This window comes from Streptomyces sp. NPDC058239 (genome assembly GCF_042882185.1).
Classification (GTDB): Bacteria; Actinomycetota; Actinomycetes; order Streptomycetales; family Streptomycetaceae; genus Streptomyces.
In genome coordinates this window covers 113,997-130,886 of sequence record NZ_JBHVWS010000004.1, presented here as the reverse complement: position 1 = coordinate 130,886, position 16,890 = coordinate 113,997, and the positions used below count along the sequence as shown (strand labels likewise).

The 16,890-nt window shown below is 68.6% G+C and carries 14 protein-coding genes; 5 read left to right on the top strand and 9 right to left on the bottom strand.

The genetic code is table 11. The features are described 5' to 3' along the window. Positions 1-24 precede the first annotated feature (24 nt). From ACFVYE_RS07730 to ACFVYE_RS07720, 3 genes are all read right to left on the bottom strand, one after another. Positions 25-810: a DeoR/GlpR family DNA-binding transcription regulator gene (locus ACFVYE_RS07730; RefSeq protein ID WP_389604570.1), complete on the bottom strand. Its 786-nt coding sequence runs from the start codon at positions 808-810 to the stop codon at positions 25-27. Positions 811-965: 155 nt separating this feature from the next. Beyond that, positions 966-1,643, bottom strand: coding sequence for a GntR family transcriptional regulator (locus ACFVYE_RS07725; RefSeq protein WP_389604568.1), 678 nt, complete (start codon positions 1,641-1,643; stop codon positions 966-968). Positions 1,644-1,707: 64 nt separating this feature from the next. Further along, a complete protein-coding gene (locus ACFVYE_RS07720) occupies positions 1,708-2,658 on the bottom strand; it encodes a beta-ketoacyl-ACP synthase III (protein ID WP_383961933.1) in 951 nt (316 codons plus the stop codon). A 211-nt stretch (positions 2,659-2,869) separates the two neighbouring features. Between ACFVYE_RS07720 and ACFVYE_RS07715 the strand changes: the two genes are divergently transcribed. Together ACFVYE_RS07715 and fdhD are read left to right on the top strand one after the other, a co-directional pair. Then, positions 2,870-4,051 carry a 2-dehydropantoate 2-reductase gene (locus ACFVYE_RS07715; protein WP_389604565.1) on the top strand — a complete coding sequence of 394 codons (1,182 nt, stop codon included), beginning with the start codon at positions 2,870-2,872 and terminating at the stop codon, positions 4,049-4,051. Between the two features lie 5 nt (positions 4,052-4,056). Next, complete coding sequence (gene fdhD / locus ACFVYE_RS07710) at positions 4,057-4,905, top strand: formate dehydrogenase accessory sulfurtransferase FdhD (RefSeq protein WP_389604563.1); 849 nt, start codon at positions 4,057-4,059, stop codon at positions 4,903-4,905. Between the two features lie 98 nt (positions 4,906-5,003). Here the strand turns inward: fdhD and ACFVYE_RS07705 are convergent, their stop codons facing one another. Then, positions 5,004-6,032, bottom strand: coding sequence for a bile acid:sodium symporter family protein (locus ACFVYE_RS07705; RefSeq protein ID WP_383961925.1), 1,029 nt, complete (start codon positions 6,030-6,032; stop codon positions 5,004-5,006). Between the two features lie 111 nt (positions 6,033-6,143). Between ACFVYE_RS07705 and ACFVYE_RS07700 the strand changes: the two genes are divergently transcribed. Together ACFVYE_RS07700 and ACFVYE_RS07695 are read left to right on the top strand one after the other, a co-directional pair. Then, positions 6,144-7,055, top strand: a complete 912-nt coding sequence (locus ACFVYE_RS07700) for a LysR substrate-binding domain-containing protein (RefSeq protein ID WP_383962028.1) — start codon at positions 6,144-6,146, stop codon at positions 7,053-7,055. Between the two features lie 349 nt (positions 7,056-7,404). Beyond that, positions 7,405-9,204 (top strand): AMP-dependent synthetase/ligase, encoded by a 1,800-nt coding sequence (locus ACFVYE_RS07695; protein ID WP_383961923.1) that lies wholly within the window; start codon positions 7,405-7,407, stop codon positions 9,202-9,204. 32 nt (positions 9,205-9,236) lie between these two features. On the opposite strand, the gene ACFVYE_RS07690 is transcribed toward ACFVYE_RS07695, so the two are convergent. The 5 genes from ACFVYE_RS07690 to ACFVYE_RS07670 form a co-directional block, all read right to left on the bottom strand. Then, positions 9,237-11,300 (bottom strand): PQQ-dependent sugar dehydrogenase, encoded by a 2,064-nt coding sequence (locus ACFVYE_RS07690; protein ID WP_389604560.1) that lies wholly within the window; start codon positions 11,298-11,300, stop codon positions 9,237-9,239. Positions 11,301-11,311: 11 nt separating this feature from the next. Then, positions 11,312-12,952, bottom strand: a complete 1,641-nt coding sequence (locus ACFVYE_RS07685; RefSeq protein ID WP_389604558.1) for a glycosyl hydrolase family 8 — start codon at positions 12,950-12,952, stop codon at positions 11,312-11,314. A gap of 9 nt (positions 12,953-12,961) precedes the next feature. Then, a complete protein-coding gene (locus ACFVYE_RS07680; RefSeq protein ID WP_389604556.1) occupies positions 12,962-14,314 on the bottom strand; it encodes a carbohydrate-binding protein in 1,353 nt (450 codons plus the stop codon). 292 nt (positions 14,315-14,606) lie between these two features. Beyond that, positions 14,607-14,750, bottom strand: a complete 144-nt coding sequence (locus ACFVYE_RS07675; RefSeq protein ID WP_383961912.1) for a hypothetical protein — start codon at positions 14,748-14,750, stop codon at positions 14,607-14,609. 11 nt (positions 14,751-14,761) lie between these two features. Beyond that, a complete protein-coding gene (locus ACFVYE_RS07670; protein WP_383961909.1) occupies positions 14,762-15,544 on the bottom strand; it encodes a Tat pathway signal sequence domain protein in 783 nt (260 codons plus the stop codon). A 453-nt stretch (positions 15,545-15,997) separates the two neighbouring features. Here ACFVYE_RS07670 and ACFVYE_RS07665 point away from each other — a divergent pair, with 453 nt between their 5' ends. Then, the gene (locus ACFVYE_RS07665; protein ID WP_389604554.1) at positions 15,998-16,834 is read left to right on the top strand and encodes an aldo/keto reductase; all 837 of its coding nucleotides are present in this window, start codon (positions 15,998-16,000) and stop codon (positions 16,832-16,834) included. Positions 16,835-16,890 lie beyond the last annotated feature (56 nt).

Here is a 16,890-nt window from a genome sequence, read left to right as displayed (position 1 = left end):
TGCTCCTCGCGGTTGATCCGGTTCTCAGGCCAGGACGGTGCCAACGCCCGCGTCGCGCAGGGCGGACAGCGTCAGCGGGCCATTGGGGTGGGTGGCGGCGTCCTGGGCCGCGCTGTCGGTGACGAACACGTCCACCGCACCGACGGCGGCGACCTGACTGAACGCGCGCACCCCGAGTTTGGTCGCGTCGGCAACGGCGATGGTCCGATCCGATTGCGCGAGCGCGGCCTGCTTGACGGCCGCGTCGTCCAGCGAGAACTCCGACCAGCCGTACTCGGCGTGCACACCGCCGATGGACAGTACGAAGCAGTCGAAGGCCAGCGCCTCGATGGTGCGCAGGGCCAGCGGGCCGACCAGCGACTGTTCACCGGGGCGGGACCGGCCGCCGACGATCAGCAGCTCGATGCCGGGCCGGTCCGCCAGGCGGACCGCGGCTTGAAGACTGAGCACCGCCACCGTCAGGGGCGCCCGTTCGGCCAGGTGCTCGGCGACGTGCACGGTGGTGGTGCCCGCGTCGAGGAGCACCCGCGATCCCGGCTCCACCATCGCGGCCACGGCCGCACCGAGCCGGTCCTTCGTCGCGGCCTGCCACGGCTCACGGGCAACGAAGCCCGCGCCCTCCTCCCGCGGACGCGTGGCGACCGCACCGCCGTGCACCCTGCGCACCAGCCCCTGCCGCTCCAGTGCGTCGAGATCCCGGCGGACGGTCATTTCGGAGACCCCCAGGCGATGGGAGAGCTCCGACACGGAAACCCGGTCGGAGCCCTGCACCAATCGCAGGGTCAGGTCCAGACGATTGGCGACACCCATGACTCATTTCTAACACATCGATGTTCGATTGAACATCTGATCGTGAGAAAACCGGGCGGCACCAGGGACCAGGACGGCGCGGAACGCGGAAAAGGGCCGGGGCTCAAAGCCCAGACCCTTCTCTCACCACGCCGTTCGACCTGTCCGGCCGCGCGCTAGCTCTCTTCGCGCTGGTGGTACGTCTTGCGCGTGTGTTCCGTGTGCGCCCTCATGATCTCCGTGGCCCGCCGCTCGTCACGCGAGGAGATCGCCGCGATGAGCGAGCGGTGCTCGATCCAGGACTGGGTGCCGCGCCGGCGGGCCACCGGGGTGTAGTACCAGCGCACCCGGCGGTCCACCTGCCCGGCGAGTTCGGACAGGACTACATTGCCGGCCAGCTCCATGACCTTGGCATGGAAGGCCGCGTTGGTGGCGACCGCCAGGTCCACGTCGTCGTCGGCGACAGCCTGCTCACCCTTGGCGCAGAGCTCCTCCAGGGCGGCGATCCCGGCCGTGCCGGAGTTGGCCGCGGCAAGACGGGCGGCCTCGGCCTCCAGGAGGGTGCGGACCGAGAGCAGCTGGTCGGCCTCGTCCTCGGTGGGCTCATGGACGAATGCGCCCTGGGCGGGCCGCAGATCGACCCAGCCCTCGGTGTTCAGCCGCTGCAACGCCTCCCGCACCGGCTGCCTGGACACTCCGAGATGGCCGGCCAGCTCGCTCTCGACCAGATGCTGGCCGGGGCGGAGCGCACGCGTCGTTATGAGCTCGAGCAGCGCCTCGTACACGCGCTCGCGTAGCGGACCGGGCCGTTCCAGCTTCGGCACAGCCCCTTGCGGCAGTCCTGTGGACAACATCGCGGTCCCCCTCCGGGCGACGAGCAATTGCTTATCGTCTACAGTCTACCGAGCGCAACGCCCCTCAGGGACAGCGGATCACCTGACCCGCGTACGAGAGATTCCCGCCGAAGCCGAAAAGCAGCACCGGCCCGCCGCTGAGGACCTCGCCGCGTTCCACCAGCTTGGACAGGGCCATCGGGATGGACGCCGCGGACGTATTGCCGGAATCCACGACATCCCGGGCGATGACCGCGTTGACCGCACCGATCTTCCTGGCGACCGGTTCGATGATCCTCAGATTGGCCTGATGCAGTACCACCGCGGCCAGATCCTCGGGGGCGACACCGGCCTTCTCGCACACTCTGCGGGCGATGGGCGGCAGCTGCGTGGTGGCCCAGCGGTATACGGACTGCCCCTCCTGCGCGAAGCGCGGGGGCGTCCCCTCGATCCGTACCGCGTTCCCCATCTCCGGCACCGAGCCCCACAGCACGGGGCCGATCCCGGGCCGGTCGCCGCCGTCCGGGTCCGCGACGACGACCGCCGCACCGGCTCCGTCGCCGAGCAGGACACAGGTGCTGCGGTCGGTCCAGTCCGCGATGTCCGCCATCTTGTCGGCGCCGATGACGAGGACGCGCTCGGCCGCGCCCGCCCTGATCGCGTGATCGGCGGTGGCGAGGGCGTGCGTGAAGCCGGAGCAGACGACATTGATGTCCATCACCGCGGGCGAGCCCATGCCGAGCCGGGCGGCGACCCGGGCCGACATGCTCGGTGAACGGTCGATCGCGGTGGAGGTCGCGACAAGAACCAGATCGACTTCGGCGGGCTGCAGCCCCGCCGCGGCGAGCGCCTTGCCCCCCGCGTGCGCGGCCATCTCGTCCACCGGCTCGTCAGGGCCTCCGACACGGCGGGTCTTGATGCCGACGCGACTGGTGATCCACTCGTCACTGGTGTCGACCATGGCCGCCAGATCGTCGTTGGTGAGCACCTTGGCGGGCTGATAGTGGCCGAGCGCCACGACACGTGAGCCGGTCATGTAGAGGTTCCCCTCGCTGTATGGCAGGAACTATCCAGTCTTGGTGGCTACCGCCCGGTACGCGTGCACGTGATCCCACAGGATTACCGGCCGAGGCTTGGAGGCTTGACAACACCCTTGACCGCCCTGAACGCATACTGTAGACAATATTCTGTCGACTTGGCATCGCCTCCTGTTCCCTCGCTCGGTCCCTTACCGAACGGAGAGCCCCGTGAAAGTCGCAGTTGTCGGTGCCGGTGCGATCGGCGCCTATGTCGGGGCCGCGCTCCACCGCGCCGGCGCCGAGGTCCATCTCATCGCCCGCGGGCCGCATCTGGCCGCGATGCGGCGTGACGGCGTACGCGTCCTCAGCCCTCGCGGAGACTTCACCGCGCGCCCCTCGGCCACCGACGACCCCTCCGAGGTGGGGCCCGTCGACTATGTGTTTCTCGGGCCCAAGGCCAACTCCTATGCGGCATCGGGCCCGCTGGTTCATCCGCTGCTGCACGGGGACACCGCGGTCATCGCCGCGCAGAACGGCATCCCGTGGTGGTACTTCCACGGGCTCACCGGCCCGCACGCCGGACGCCGCATCAACAGCGTCGACCCGGCGGGCACGGTCAGCGCCACCCTGCCGCCCGAACGCGCCATCGGCTGCGTCGTCTACGCCGCCACGGAGATCGAGGCACCGGGCGTCGTGCGCCACCTCGAAGACGCCTGCCGGGTGTGCGTCGTCGAGGTGGAGGGGGCCCACACCCTCGCCCCGGCGTGCTCGCGCCGTGCGGAGCCGGGCATGACGGTCCGGACGGACAGTGAGCGCGCCCGGCACAGCCGCAAGGTCGTGCTGGAGCTGCTCGCCTCGTCCACGGACCTGTCGACGACGCCGCGGGCCGCCGAGTGGATCAAGGAGTACGAGGCGAAACCGGACCGCTTCGGCGTCGAGGCGGCGCGCGTCGACGAGGAACCGAAGGTGGACAACGATCTCTACGTCCGCGAATACGACAAATGCATCCTCTGCTACAAGTGCGTCGACGCCTGCGGCGAGCAGTGGCAGAACACCTTCGCGATCGCCCTCGCGGGCCGCGGCTTCGACGCCCGTATCTCCACCGAGCACGACGCACCGCTCACCGATTCGGCCTGTGTCTACTGCGGCAACTGCATCGAGGTGTGCCCCACCGGGGCGCTCTCCTTCAAGACCGAATTCGATATGCGCGCGGCCGGGACCTGGGACGAACAGGCCCAGACGAAGACCACCACCATCTGCGCGTACTGCGGTGTCGGCTGCAATGTCACACTCCATGTGCAGGACAATGAGATCGTCAAGGTCACCTCTCCGCACGACAATCCGGTGACCCACGGCAACCTCTGCATCAAGGGCCGGTTCGGCTTCCAACACGTACAGAATCGGGTTTAACCGCTATGGGACGGGTCACCGAGCGTCGCCGCACCATCCGTATCCGGGACGGGGCCGTCACCACGCGCCCCGACACGCTCGTCGCCGAGGAGCCCCTGGAGATCCGGCTGAACGGCAAGCCGCTCGCCATCACGATGCGCACGCCGGGCGACGACTTCGCCCTGGCGGCGGGCTTCCTGGTGAGCGAGGGCGTGATTGGTGACGGCTCCGAGGTGCAGGGGATCGTCTACTGCGCCGGGGCCACGGCGGACGGCGTCAACACGTACAACGTCGTGGATGTGAAGCTCGCCCCCGGCGTCCCGGTCCCCGACATCACACTCGAACGCAATGTGTACACCACGTCGTCCTGCGGGCTGTGCGGAAAGGCGAGCCTCGACGCGGTGCGCACCACCACCCGGCATCCGATCGCCGACGCTCCCCCGGTCCGGGTCGAGCCCGCCCTGCTCGCCGCCCTCCCCGACCGACTGCGCGCCGCGCAGCGGGTCTTCGACCGGACCGGGGGTCTGCACGCGGCGGCGCTGTTCTCCGAGACGGGTGAACTGCTCGACGTCCGGGAGGACGTCGGCCGGCACAACGCGGTCGACAAGCTGGTCGGCCGGGCTCTGACCGACCACCGGCTGCCGCTGTCCCGGGCGATTCTGCTGGTGTCGGGGCGGGCCTCGTTCGAGCTGGCCCAGAAGGCGGTGATGGCCGGGATCCCGATGCTCGCGGCGGTCTCGGCACCGTCTTCCCTCGCCGTCGATCTGGCGGCCGAGACCGGACTGACCCTGGTCGGCTTTCTGCGGGGTCCTTCCATGAACGTGTACGCGGGTGAGCACCGCATTGCCCTGGAGGCGACGGTCGGCCAGGGCTGATACGCCCCGCCCGTCTGCACGGGTCAGGGGTCCGGCCGGCGGGGAGCGCCCCCTGCGCCGGCCGGTCCCACCCTCTGGGCGGGACTCCGGGCGCATCCTCAGCCCACCGTGACGGGCTCCCGTGACACCGCACTGTTCTCCCGGTTCTCCTCCTGCGGATCGCGCGAGCGGCGCTTGGCGATCACCGCGCACACCATCAGCTGCATCTGGTGGAAGAGCATGAGCGGCAGTACGGCGAGGGACGCCTGCGCCCCGAACAGGACGCTCGCCATCGGCAGCCCGGAGGCCAGGCTCTTCTTCGAGCCGGCGAACTGGATGGCGATCCGGTCCCCACGGTCGAAGCCGAGCCGCTTCGCCCCGTACCAGCTCAGCGCGAGCATCAGCGCGAGCAGCACCGCCTCGGCGCCGAGCAGCGCCCCGAGCCTGGCCGGGGTGACCTGGTGCCAGATGCCCGCGACCATGCCCTCGCTGAATGCCGTGTAGACGACGAGCAGGATCGAGCCGCGGTCGACATGGCCGAGGACCTTCTTGTGGCGGGTGATGAAGCCACCGATCCAGCGGCGCAGCAGCTGCCCCGCGACGAACGGCAGCAGCAGCTGGACCGCGATCTTCAGCAGCGCATCGGCCGAGAATCCACCGCCGCTGTTGCCCAGCAGCGCGGCGGCGAGCAGCGGCGTGAGGAAGATGCCGGCGATCGAGGAGAAGGAGCCCGCACAGATCGCCGCGGGCACATTGCCGCGGGCGATCGAGGTGAAGGCGATCGACGACTGGATCGTCGAGGGGACGAGGCACAGGAAGAGGAAGCCGCTGTAGAGCTGCGGCGTCAGGACGTACGGCACCAGTCCCTTGGCCGCGAGACCGAGCAGCGGAAACGCCACGAAGGTGCAGACGAGGACGGTGAGGTGGAGCCGCCAGTGCTTGAGGCCGTCGAGTGCCTCGGCGGTGGAGAGACGGGCGCCGTACAGGAAGAAGAGAAAGGCGACGGCCCCGGTCGAGGCGCCGCCCGCCACATCGGCGGCGGTCCCCGATGCGGGCAGGATCGCCGCCAGCACGACCGTGCCGATCAGCGCCAGGATGTACGGGTCGATCGGCAGCCAGGACGGCAGTTTCAGGGTGCGGCGGCTCATGTGCTCCACATGTTCTCTTGGTTCTGGTCGTGCCCCTCTCCATCCTGCTCTTGATCATCGCGATCGGGAATCCGGCATACCGCTCTCACTGTCATCACGGTTCGCGATAGCCTGGGGGCCATGTACGACCCCGCGCAGTTGCGTACCTTTCTCGCCGTCGCCCAGACACTGAGCTTCACCCAGGCGGCCCGTCGGCTGGGTGTGCGGCAGTCCACGGTGAGCCAGCATGTGCGGCGCCTGGAGGATGCGACGGGGCGGCAGCTGTTCACCCGGGACACGCACCGGGTCGATCTCACCGTGGACGGTGAGGCGATGCTCGGTTTCGCCCGGACGATACTTGAGGCCCATGAGCGGGCCGCGACCTTCTTCACCGGCACCCGGCTGCGCGGACGGCTGCGGTTCGGGGCCTCCGAGGACTTCGTGCTGACGCGGCTGCCGGAGATCCTGGAGTCGTTCCGCCGCGACCACCCGGAGGTCGAGCTGGAGCTGACGGTGGAGCTCTCCGGGACGCTGCACCAGCGGCTGGCTGCGGGCCGGCTCGATCTGGTGCTCGCCAAGCGGCGCGCCGGCGACACGCACGGCGAACTGGTCTGGCAGGACGCGCTCACCTGGATAGGTGCACCGCAGCTGCGGATCGACCCGGATCGTCCGGTGCCGCTGATCCTCTTCCCACCGCCGGGCATCACCCGGGCCCGCGCTCTGGAGGTCCTGGAGGAGCACGGCCGGTCCTGGCGTGTCGCCTGTACGAGCACCAGCCTCAGCGGACTGATCGCTGCGGCCCACGCGGGCCTTGGCGTGATGGCTCACAGCCGGGGACTGATCCCGCCGGGTCTGGCGCCGGTGCCGGCCAGAGCGGGTCTGCCGGAGCTGGGCGATGTGGATTTCGTCCTGCTGCACGGCCGCCGCCGGGACGGGGCGCAGGAGGCCGCGGACGCCCTGGCGGCGGCGATCCTGGCGGGCGGCGACCGGCTGATCCGCGGTGTCGGCACAATCGGTTCGATCAGTGGCCGGGACGGCGCATGACCGCACGTCTGGACGGGGAGAATGGACGGCGGCCGCAGTTCCGCACCCGACCCGGCCAGGTCGCGCATATGCGGGACCGTCTGCGGATCAACACCCTCGTACCCGCTCGAAACGGAAGTGACAGCGGCGTACAGATTCGGTGGAGATTCCGGCGCCGGCCTCTTACTCCGCGGTCTCAGCCGCGCCCGAGCCTTGCCCATCTGGCCGGATTTCGGTGGCTGACCTGTGCATATGCCACGTTGTCCGCCGTTACGGGGCCCTCCCACCGCGCCGCCGGGTGGGGTAGCGTCACGGCGCTGTGCGGAGCGCCACAAGGAGCAGGTCATTGCGCGAGTTCACTGTCCCACCCATGGCGGCCGCGCCCCTCGTAGGCGGGCTGGCCGATGTGGTGTTCGACTACGCCGAGGAAGATCCGCACCGGGTCGCGCTCGGCCGAAAAGACGCGAGCGGACGCTGGCAGGATGTCACTGCGGCAACGTTCCGCGACGAGGTGCTGGCGCTCGCCAAGGGGCTGATCGCGCACGGCGTCAGATTCGGCGACCGGGTGGCCCTGATGTCGCGTACGCGCTACGAGTGGACGCTCCTCGACTTCGCACTGTGGACGGTCGGCGCCCAGTCCGTACCGGTCTATCCGACGTCCTCGGCCGAACAGGTCTTCTGGATGCTGCACGACGCCGATGTGTCCGCCGTCGTGGTCGAGCACGAGGACCATGCGATGACGGTCGCGTCGGTGATCGACCGGCTGCCGCAGCTCAAGCGGCTCTGGCAGTTGGACGCCGACGCGGTGACCGAGCTCATCGACGCGGGATCCCATGTCGAGGACGAGGTGGTGCACCGCCACCGGCGCGCGGTGACACCCGAGTCGGTGGCGACCGTCATCTACACCTCGGGCACGACGGGACGCCCCAAGGGCTGCGTGATCACGCATGCCAACTTCATGTTCGAGACGGACACCATGGCCGCCCGCTGGGAGTCGGTCTTCCACTCCAAGCCGGGCGACGAGGCGGCGACCCTGCTCTTCCTGCCCCTGGCGCATGTCTTCGGCCGTATGGTCGAGATCACGGCGGTCCGCGGCCGGGTGAAGCTGGGCCATCAGCCGGAGCTGTCGGCGAAGGCCCTGATGCCGGACCTGGTGTCGTTCCGGCCGACGTTCATCCTGGCGGTGCCGTACATCTTCGAGAAGGTCTTCAACGCTGCCCGGCGCAAGGCCGAGGCGGAGGGCCGGGCCGGGCCGTTCGACAAGGCCGTGGACATCGCGGTGAAGTACGCCGAGGCGACGGAGGCGCGGGCGTTCGGGACCGGTCCGGGGCCGTCCGCCGGGCTGCGGATGCAGCACCAGTTCTTCGACAAGGTCGTGTACAAGAAGGTGCGCGAGGCGATGGGCGGCCGGATCCGGCACGCCATGTCCGGCGGTTCGGGGATGGAGCGGCAGCTCGGGCTGTTCTTCGAAGGCGCGGGCGTCAGGGTGTACGAGGGGTACGGGCTGACCGAGTCGACCGCGGCGGCCACCGCCAATCCGCCGGAGCGCACCCGGTACGGCACGGTCGGGCAGCCGATCCCCGGCACCACCGTGCACATCGCCGAGGACGGCGAGGTGTGGGTGCACGGCGGCAATGTGTTCGCGGGCTATCTCGGCGACCCGAAGGCCACCGACGCGGTACTGCGCGACGGCTGGCTGGCCACCGGGGATCTGGGGGCGCTCGACGAGGACGGCTATCTGACGATCACCGGGCGGAAGAAGGAGATCCTGGTGACGTCCGGCGGCAAGAGTGTGTCGCCGGCCGGTCTGGAGGAGCGGGTGCGAGCACATCCGCTGGTCGCGCAGTGCATCGTGGTCGGCAACGACCGGCCGTACATCGCGGCCCTGGTCACGGTCGACCAGGAGTCGGTGGACCACTGGCTCGCCATGCAGGGGCGGCCGTCCATGAGGCCGGGGGATCTGGTACGGGATCCGGACCTGGAGATGGAGGTCCGGCGCGCGGTGGTGGCCGCCAACACAGCAGTGTCGCAGGCCGAGTCGATCCGTACGTTCCGGATTCTGGCGCATCCGTTCAGCGAGGAGCACGGTCTGCTCACGCCGTCTCTGAAGCTGAAGCGCAAGGCGATCGAGACGGCGTACGCGGCGGAGGTCGACGCGCTGTACCGCTGAGGCACGGCCGTGCCCCAGCGGTCGAGCGCCTGCTAGGTGATCGAGATGCGGAACAGCTTGTCCGCGCCGTCCGGTTCGCCTCCGTTGTTGTCGCAGTTGGTGGTGGAGAGCCAGAGCTGGTCCTGGCCGGGCACCTTGGTGACCGTACGCAGCCGGCCGTACGTACCGACGTAGTACGCGGTCGGCGTGCCGAGGTTCTCGGTGTCACCGGTGATCGGCACCCGCCACAGCCTCTCGCCCTTCAGCGCGGCCATGTAGATGACATTGCGGACGATGGCGATCCCGCTGGGCGAGGCCTCGGAGACGTTCCAGGTCTTCTTCGGATCGGTCATTCCGGCGGTGGAACAGCTGCCCTCGCAGACGGGCCAGCCGTAGTTGTTGCCCGGCTTGATGAGGTTGAGCTCGTCCTTCTTGCTGTCGCCGAACTCCGCCTCCCACAGGCGTCCTTTGCCGTCGAAGGCGAGGCCCTGCGGGTTGCGGTGGCCGTAGCTGTAGACGTAGTTGCCGAACGGGTTGCCGGGGGCGGCCTTGCCGTCCGTGGTCATCCGGAGGATCTTGCCGTTGAGCGAGTTCTTGTCCTGCGCCAGGTCGGGGGTCTGGGCCTCGCCGGTCGACGCGTACAGGTAGCCGTCGGGGCCGAAGGCGAGCCGTCCGCCGTTGTGGTACCTGCTCTTCTTGATCCCCTGGAGCAGGACCGTGTATCCGCCGAGCGAGCTGCCGTCGTATGTCATGCGGGCGACGCGGTTGCCCTCGGACGCGGTGTGCATGAAGTACACGTAGTGGGTGGTGGACCACTTGGGGTCGACGGCGACACCGAGCAGGCCGCCCTCACCGTTGGTCGTGACGGCGCCCGGCACGGTGCCGACCTGGGTCCTGGTGCCGCCGGGGGTGACCTTGAAGACCTTGAAGCTGTCCCTTTCGGTCACCAGCGCGGTCTTGCCGTCGGGCATCCAGTAGGTGCCCCAGGGGATGGACCAGCCGGTGGAGACGGTGGCGATGCCCGACGGTACGCCGCCGTCGGTGGCGCAGGCCGGGGTGGTGAAGGTGACCGTGTTGCCCGGAGGCGAGACATTGCCCGCCGCGTCCTTGGCAACGACATCCAGGGTGTACGGGCTGGCGCAGGCGAGCCCGGTGAGGGTGGTCGTGGTGGCCGGCGGGGTGCCGGTCACGGTCTTGTAGACGGTGCTGCCGCTGCGTACCTCGTATGCGGTGACGGCCTTGTTGTCCGTCGATGCTCCCCAGTTCAGGACAACGCTGTTCGCGGTGAGGCCCGAGGTGGACAGGGTGCCGGGTGCCGAGGGCGCGGTGGTGTCGGAGCTGGGCAGGGTGGTGCAGTCCACGATCGGGCTGACCGACGACACATTGCCGGCCGCGTCACGCGCGAACAATGTGATGTTGTACGTGGTATTGGGGGTGAGCCCGGTCAGGTTCTTCGTCGTGGCGGTGCCCGCCGCCTCCGCGAACTTGTTGCCGTGTTCGTAGATGTCGTACGCGGCGACGCCCACGTCGTCGGTGGCGGCGTCCCAGTTCAGCGTGAGGCTGTCCTCGGTAATCGCCGAGCAACTGGGCCGGCCGGGTGGGGTGGGTTCTTGTGTGTCCGACGAGGTGACCGTGAAGTCGATGTAGTCGAGGTTGGGCAGCCCGTTGGCCGTCGTGGACGTCAGCCGGATCTTGTTGCTGCCTGCCTTGACCGGGGTGGTCAGGGTGGAGGTGGCCCAGGTGTTCCAGTCGGCGGTGGCGTCGAAGGCGCGGCCGGCCGAGACGACCGTGCCGCCCACGGCGACATCCGCGGGCCGGCCGGCCGTCGTGCCATTGGAGTACCGGATGGCGATCTGTCCGGTCCCGGCCGAGGCCGCGGTGACCGTGAACTCCACATGGCTGCCGACGACATTGTCGCCGTTGACGAAGCCTGTCCCGGAGTAGCCGGTGTGGTTGGACTCGGCGGCGCCCTGGACGATCGTCGCGGACTCCGCCTCGTACCGGGTGGCCGCCGCGGAGGCGGATTGCGGCACCGCCTGCACCAGACCGGTACAGAGCAGCATGACCGCGAGCGCGGCCACTCTTCCTCGTAACGTGGTGAGTGTGCTGTTCTTCATCTGAACCTCCGTCAGGGAACCCAGTAGTTGCCGGATGCGACGATCATCGACTGCAGCTGGACGCTCCCGCCGTAGTAGAGCTGTGGGTCGATCGAGGTGGCGGCGAGCTTGCTCCAGAGCGCGTCGAGCCAGGCCTGGGAGCCGGAGTCGGTCAGCGCGGTCACGACGAACGGGGCGGTGAATGCCATGTCGTCGCCGCTGTCGAACGCCGTGCCGTTCAGGTGGTAGCCGGTGACGATCCTGTCCGGGTCACCGCCGGTCCTGGACTTGATCCAGGAATTGAGCTTGCGCGCCGAGGCGAGCGAGGCTGCGTCCCCGCTGGTGACGGCGTCCGTGCCGATACGCCACGGGTCGCGGCAGGCGTTCCAGGAGTAGTCGCCGTCGTTGGGGCCTTCGAGCACCTCACCCGCAGCGGGCTTGGGCGTGGTGTTCGTGTTGACGACGAAGTCCGCCAACAGGCCTGTGCTCGCCGCGTACTTGGACTGCTGGGTGGTGATCAGATTCTGATGGGCCGTGCGCACATTGTCCCAGGTGCTGTCGCCCGTAGCCGTCCCGAAGGCGCGGAAGTGGTCGATGAGCCAGTCCGAGGAACGGGTCATCCAGTAGTGGGACTCACCGGAGTCCGACCAGTCACCGAGCAGCATGAGGTGGGTGGTCGGGTTGACCTCGCTCTTCTTGATGGCGTTGATGTGCTTGACCGCGAGATCCTTGTAGTTGTACGTGCCCGTGGATCCCCACTGCTTGTCGGCGAGGAGCAGCCCGTAGGCGACGTCGAGGTCCCCGTCCGTCGCCGAGTCGGAGCCGTCGACGCTCTTGCAGGAGGCGTCCTGCTCGGCGGCGAGAAGGTTGGCGTTGTTGACCGAGGGGTGCGCAAGCATGTACTTCACCATGCCGTCGAAGACGGTCTTCGCCTCCGGGTCGGCTCCTGCCATCGTCGCAGTGACGACCATGCCGTAGCCCTGGGCCTCGGCGACGTAGGGGTGGTCGGCGTCCGGCGAGATGACCTCGTACCAGCCATTGCCGCAGTTCTTCCTGACGAACGCGGACTTCCAGGCGTTGTACGTCTTGATCACGGCCTGGTCGAGCGCGGACTGTGAGCCGGACGGCTTCAGCGTCCCTGCGGCGTACGGGAACCGGTGGCTGCCGAAGGGCACCGCGGGACCACCGGCGGCGGGGTCCTGGCTGTCCAGGTAGTCGAGGTTGGGGCCGCCGTTCGCCGTGGTCGCAGTGGCACGGATCGTGTTGGTTCCGGCGACGAGCCGGGCGGTGATGGTCTTCGTCGCCCAGGTGTCCCAGGAGCCGGTCCCGTTGAAGGCTGCCCCGGAGGCGACGACCGTACCGTTGACGCTGATGTCCATCGGGCGGTCGGTGGTCGTACCGTTGGCGTAGCGGATGGCGAGCGAGGTGCTGCCCGCCGTGGCGTTCACCGTGAACTCCACCGACGAGCCGGCGACGTTGGTGTAGTCGACGAAGCCGGTTCCGGAGTAGCCGGTGTGATTCGTCGCCACGGCCGCCTGGGAGAGCGTCGCGCCCTCCGCCTCGTAACGGGTGGGCGCGGCAGCCGCGGGCGGCGCAGCGAGCAGGGGCAGCAGCAGTCCGGCGGCAGCGAGGGCCGTCCCGCCGAGGGTTCGCATTCTCGTGGTGGTACGCATCGGACCTCCTCAGCCCTTGTACTGGACGACGATCTCGGTGAAGTCGTACGGGGACTGGGAAACCCCGCTGCAGGCGTCCGCGTCGTTGCCGGAGCCGCAGGCGCGGTCCCGGTTGACGGACCAGAAGGCGAAGCGCGCGATGTGGTGCTGCTGCGCGTAGCCGAGGATCGTTCTGAAGTCGGTGGTGGTGACGGTCTCGTCCGACTCGTCGGTCTTCCCGTTCATCGAGGAGACCCCGATGTGCCGGTAGGCGGCGTCGTCGCTGTACCCGTACGCGCTCTTGACCGCGGCCTTCAGTCCGTCGAGCGCGCCGACCGTGGCCGAACCCATGGTGCCGGTGTGCCCGCCGAAGTCGAACGGCATGATCACCCAGCCGTCGTTGGCGAGGCCCGCTGCCGCTCCCCGTTTGATGAGGTCCTTGCCGTTGGCGTCGGGGCCGGTCGGCGTGGTCCCCATGGTCACGTACGTCACGATGCCCGGGTTGTCGGTCTTGACGATCTTCAGGGCGTCGACCACCCGCTGCCGCACCGTGGCGTTGGAGAACTCGGTGTCCTCGATGTCGATGTCCAGCGCCTTCAGGTGGTACGCGTTGATCACCTTCTGGTACGCCCCGGCGAGCGCGGCGGCGCTGGAACACTTCTCACCGAGCTTGTTGCCGCTCCAGCCGCCCGCCGAGACGACGATGTCGCCGCCGGCCTCCCGGATGGAGTTGATGGCGGCCTGGTCCGAGCCGCCGGTCAGGGCCCGGTCGCCGTCCCACTTCGGGTTGCAGGTGCCGTCCGAGAGGATGAAGGCCAGCGTGAACCACTTCACCCCCGTCGCCGCCATCACATCGGTCGGCTTCTGCGGGTTCCCCCAGCCGAGGTACTCGTACGGGGCCGCGGCCATCGCACCGGGGCCCGCTGCCGTCGTACCGGTGGTCAGGGAGTCGATGTTGGGGCCGCCGTTCGCCGTGGTGGCCGTGGCCCGGATGGTGTTGGCACCCGCCTTGAGCGTGACGGCGACCGGGGCGGTGGCCCAACTGTCCCAGGACCCGGTGCTGTTGAACGCCTTGCCTGCGGCAATGGTGACGCCGTTCACTGAAATGTCCAGCGGGCGGTTGGTGGTGGTGCCGTTGGCGTAGCGCAGGTCGAGCGTGGTGGAGCCGGCGGTGTCGGCGTCAACGGTCCACTCGATGTAGCCGCCGGCGACATTGGTGTAGTCGACGAAGCCGGTGCCGGTGAATCCGGTGTGGTTCGTCGCCACGGTCGCCCGGTACAGGCTCGCGTTCTCGCCCTCGTACGCGGCCGTGGCGGCTGAGGCCTTCGGGAGGTGGGCGAGCAGGGGCAGAAGCAGACAGCTGAGTCCGGCGAAGACTGCCACGATGCGACGTGGGGGTGCGGCAGGGTGCACGGTGATCCCTTCCGGTTCGGCGTTAGGAAAGGTTCCTAACCAACACTGCATGGGATTCCCTGGGGCTCGTTCTGTCAATGCCCCGCGCGGGCCCAAATCCCGGAAGACGAAGGCGGGTTGGGCGGACTGCGGGCAGCTCTGCGGGGCGACGGGATCACCCGCCGCCCCGCATCCGAGAGGGCGTTCCACCTCCTGTCGAGATGGCCGGGGTCGGGGGCGGTGCCCCTTCCGGTGCCGGACGCCGATGTCGTGTTGCCGCCCGTCAGGCCGCGCCGATCCAGGTCTCGTCGATCCGCAACCGGTGGCAGCGGCTCGTGTGCGTGGACGCGACACAGGTGCCGGCGACCTCCGGCCGGACGTGCCGGGCAGGGGGCGCGGGGATGTCGATGCGCCTTCGGTTAGTCATGGGTCAGCCGTTCAGACCAGTTGGTAGCCGCGCATGCCGGTGAGCAGAAGATGGGTGTCCTGCAGCGATCCCGAGGTGTCGCCGAGCGACCGGTAGATGCCCCACTTGGGCCGTACGCGGTCGGCGAGGAAGGTGTCGGCACCGGACTTCGACTTGTCGATGACGGTGGTCGAACCGTCCTTCAGGATCCAGCGGACCGAACCCGCCGTAGCGTCGCCGACCGTGATCCGGAAGTCGACGTCGATCCATTTGTTCTGCAGCGGTACCAGGTCGGTGCGGCCGACGAGGATGTCGGCGACGGCGAGCTTGAGCTCGATGGTCTGTACGCCGTTCACCCGGCGCAGCGACTGCACGACGATCGGCGAGGTGCCGTTGCCCGGCTGCTTCATCTGCATGATGTGCGTGAAGGTGGTGGTCGCCTTCAGCGAGCCGGGGATGTACATCCGGTACGTGACCCGCCAGGTCTCTCCGGGCAGCCACTTGAGGTAGGAACTGCCGCTGGTGCGCAGTCCGGTCACCTCCTGGCGCTGACGGTCCGTCGAGGTGTCCCGGTCGACGGTGTGCATGTTGAACCGGAAGTTGTCGCCCTCGGTGAGGATGTGCGGCTGCCCCGCCGGATGGGAGTCGGCCCGGTCGTCCTCGACAGTCTCGAAGGCGCCGAGTCCGCCGCTGCTCGCCGAGGGCGACCAGCGCAGTCGCCAGCTCGCCGCGTGCGCGGTGACAGAGGGCCCGGCGGTGGCCGCCACGGCGCCGCCAATTGCCGCACCGAGTAACGCTCGCCTGGAGGGATTCATCGCTTCGGCCTCGCTCGGAGTTGTTCGTTCATGACGAGAAAGGCACCCGGGCCATGGAAGTCGCTCGTGGCCCTGGTGCGTCCCGCAAGGCCGTCGAGGCGGCATCCGAACAAGTGGTGATCCGATGTCTTCTTACGATCAGACATAAGCCGTACCAGCCTTCCCGAGGCGGGGGTTCAGGGTTGAGTGGGGTGTTGCAGTTTTCACCGCAGCAACCAACCGATATGTTCACAAGAGTGTTCATCGTTCAGTGATGTGCTCCAGAGTTGCGCCTTGACGGGACTCGGTCAATGACTTGGACTGAATGAGGTCGGAGCAATATCGAATCGGTGTCGCGTCGATCCCGGACGGGGCAGTAAGGAGTCGCTGAACGTCAGCCCGGCAGGGAATGCATCGCGCCCTGTGATCGTTGAGCATGAGAATCCCAACCGACGACGTAAGGATCGACCGCTCGTGAGCAAGGTCCCCTCCATCACCCTCAACAACGGCGTCGAGATGCCGCAGCTCGGTTTCGGTGTCTGGCAGGTGCCGGACGACGAGGCCGCGAAGGCGGTCGCGACAGCCATCGAGTCCGGGTACCGGAGCATCGACACCGCCGCGATCTACGAGAACGAAGAGGGCACGGGCAGGGCAGTCGCGGCCTCCGGTGTCGCCCGTGAGGAGCTCTTCGTCACGACGAAGCTGTGGAACGCCGACCAGGGCTACGACTCCACCCTGCGCGCCTTCGACACCTCGCTCGACAAGCTGGGTCTGGACTACGTCGATCTGTATCTGATCCACTGGCCGGTGCCGGCCAAGGACGCGTACATCGACACGTACAAGGCCATCGAGAAGATCTACTCCGAGGGCCGCGCGAAGGCCATCGGTGTCTCGAACTTCCTGCCCGAGCACCTGGAGCGCCTTGTCGGCGAGACCTCCGTGGTCCCGGCGATCAACCAGATCGAGCTGCACCCGCAGCTCCAGCAGGCCGAGTCGCGCGCCTTCCACGCCAAGCACGGCATCGCGACCGAGGCCTGGTCGCCGCTGGGCCAGGGCAAGGGCCTCCTGGAGGTCCCGACGGTCGTCGCGATCGCCCAGAAGCATGGCCGCACACCGGCCCAGGTGGTGCTCCGCTGGCACATCCAGACCGGCAATGTGGTGATCCCGAAGTCCGTGACGCCGTCCCGGATCGTGGAGAACCTCGATGTGTTCGGCTTCGAGCTGGACGCCGACGACCTGGCCGCGTTCACCGCACTGGACGAGGGAAAGCGTCTCGGCCCGAACCCGGGCGAGTTCAACCTCGGCGCCTGAGCCGTGCCGCCGCACCGTTGAAGTACACAGAGCGCCGCCCGGCCGCCGAGCCGGGC